Annotated in this window: 3 protein-coding genes and 1 pseudogene; all 4 read right to left on the bottom strand. The window is 64.3% G+C overall.

All coding sequences use genetic code 11. The features are described from left to right. A partial coding sequence (locus tag Q0964_RS03030) for a hypothetical protein (RefSeq protein ID WP_299263302.1) occupies positions 1-199 on the bottom strand: 199 nt, incomplete at its 3' end. Position 200: 1 nt separating this feature from the next. After that, positions 201-461, bottom strand: coding sequence for a hypothetical protein (locus Q0964_RS03025; protein WP_299263300.1), 261 nt, complete (start codon positions 459-461; stop codon positions 201-203). Then, on the bottom strand, positions 458-1,636 hold the full coding sequence (locus tag Q0964_RS03020; protein WP_299263298.1) for an FtsZ/tubulin family protein: 1,179 nt from the start codon (positions 1,634-1,636) through the stop codon (positions 458-460). Before Q0964_RS03020 ends, Q0964_RS03025 begins: the two co-directional genes overlap by 4 nt. A 499-nt stretch (positions 1,637-2,135) precedes the next feature. After that, a pseudogene (locus Q0964_RS03015) lies at positions 2,136-2,330 on the bottom strand (metal-dependent hydrolase); the annotation flags it as partial.

Below are 2,330 nucleotides of genomic sequence, written 5' to 3'. Positions count from 1 at the left end.
GCAGCAGCGTTACCTCATCGTCCGCGTGGACGTAGGTGTCGTCGGGGAGCACCACAACCAGGCTGTCGCCGCTACCTGGTGTCCCCTCACAGATCGCTTCCCCGTTGCTTTCATCAACATCTGCGGCCGCCGGTGCGGTCGCCCCCACGGCGAGCAGCGAGACCACGACGACGCAGACCGCGAGGTGGGTGGCCCGCATTCTACCGCCTCCACCCGAGGTACGTCACGAACGACCCCAGCAGGACGCCGATCCCGAGTCCGGCGAGACCGCCCGTCGCGCGGACGAGGTTTATACTCTCGTCCGCTTCCTGCACTGCGGCCAACCGACCGAGTTGCCGTTGAGTCGTGGCGATGAGGTCCCCGAGCGGGACGCCGCTCTGTGCCCCGGCAGTTCCGACGGCCGCGAGCGCCACGCCAGCCGCGACGATGGCGAGGAGGCCGCCGACAATCGGGACTCTCACGCCTGTCCCTCCCGTTCGGCGATCCGCTCGATCTCGGCGATCCGGTCGATGTCCTCCCGATCGAACCCGAAGGCGGTCGTGACCGACGCGAGGTTCCGCTTCGTGACCGCCCACCCCGCGTTCACGTTCGCGCAGTAGTAGCCGAGTTCGTCGTAGACGGACCCGAGCGCGATCGACTTGTCGTCCCAACACCACCCCGGGGCTTGTGCGACGGCAACCGCGCTTGTGGCGTCGTTCGGCGAGAACCCGTCGAGGGTTTGTTTGTCGATGGAGTCGGCAATTAGCCCGGTCTCCTGGATCGGCTGTCGCCCGATGGATCCGGGGAGAAGATAGCCGAGCAGCGACTCGGTCTGCCGAACCCCGCGTCCGACCGTGGCATACCCCGCGCGGAACCCGTCGCCATCGATGAATCGGATGAGATCCTGGAGATCGACGTCCTGCATCTGGACGTCGAGTTGGACATCCGTGCGCTCACGCTCGGCGCCCAAGACGATATCCAAGAACGCGTCGGCGACGTACCGGTTGTACTCACTGTACTCGTTGCCCTCGGCGACGTCCAGGGCGAGCCGCTGGTTGTCGACCAGCATGATGCTCTCGACTTCATCCTCCAAGTTGTCCAGCCCGAACACCGCGTTCTCACACTGCTGGATCTGGTTGTCGAGCGCCGCGTCGTCGTCGACCTGTGCGCCTTGATTCACCAGCTTAGTGTTCGGGAGCACCGCCATCGAAACGATATCCATCTCGGACTCGGCGTACGACCGGATCTGTCGGGCGATATGCGGCGCGATCCCACACCCTGTGCCGCCGCCGAGGCCCAAGAAGACGAACGCGTACTGCAGTGTCGAGGGGTCCGCTTCCAACTCCTCGTACACCTCGTCAAGCACGCGGTGGACCTCCCCCTCGTTCCGGCGCATCACCCGGTCGGCCTTCGTCGGCGTCTGGCCGAACCCGCCCGTGACCTGCTCTTCGAACCCACGGACGGTCCCGCTGACGAGTCCGTCGCTCTCGGAGACGCCGTACCACCGGTCCTGTGGGATGTTGTTCAGGCGCTCGAGGTCCTGAATCGTCGAATTGAATGCGAGCGGCTCCGCCCGCAGGTCGATGTTGTCGTGTGCGAAGATCTGGTCGACGATCTGCGTTCCCGCCTGGCCGGCCCCCACGAAGAGATATTGCATATGATAGCTGTGATATCATTTTCCAACGGGGCTATTATAATTGACGACCGGCGGAACGATACCGAGGGCAGGCGGGTGGCGACGGCGACCTCCTGTAGCACCAGTGGACGCAGCGTCGTCAATATCCCGCCGAGTTCGCCACCGACACTACGCGCCGGTCCCTGACGGAGCCTCCGGTTCCCCCCGGTTCGTGGGACTCCACTGTCGGCTATAGCCACGTGAAGGATTTCGGTGCCCCGAGGTATCGAAGACCTTCATCTAGTCGTAGCCAACAGTATCCCTGCCAGCGGTGGATTCTCGAATCAGGAATGGCGCAACCGAACGCGGTCGGGCGATGGGACGGGTATACACAAGATTTTTATTCATTTCGTGAAAGAGTGAAACACGGACACGGGCGATAGTTCCGACGGGCGTCTCGGGTAGGGGTACACGAACGCACGGCGGGCGTCGCTCGCTGGATATTCTTTCGACACCACCGTCGACAGCGACCGCTCTCGGGTCACAACAACAGATACACCAGCGTGTACCCGGCCAGTGCGACTGTGGTTCCGGTCAGGCCGATCGCGACGGCGTCGAACCCCGGCCTGTCGGCGCCCCCGTCGGTCGCCGCTGCCGGAGGTGTCGGGCCGGAGCGGTACCACGCCACCCCGGCACAGACGACGCCGACCCCGATGGTCGAGAACACGAAGTGAAA

This window comes from Halorientalis sp., from assembly GCF_028275115.1.
In the GTDB taxonomy this organism is placed as follows: domain Archaea; phylum Halobacteriota; class Halobacteria; order Halobacteriales; family Haloarculaceae; genus Halorientalis.
The sequence above is the reverse complement of the archived record's forward strand: the minus strand, read 5'-3'. Positions and strand labels throughout refer to the sequence as shown.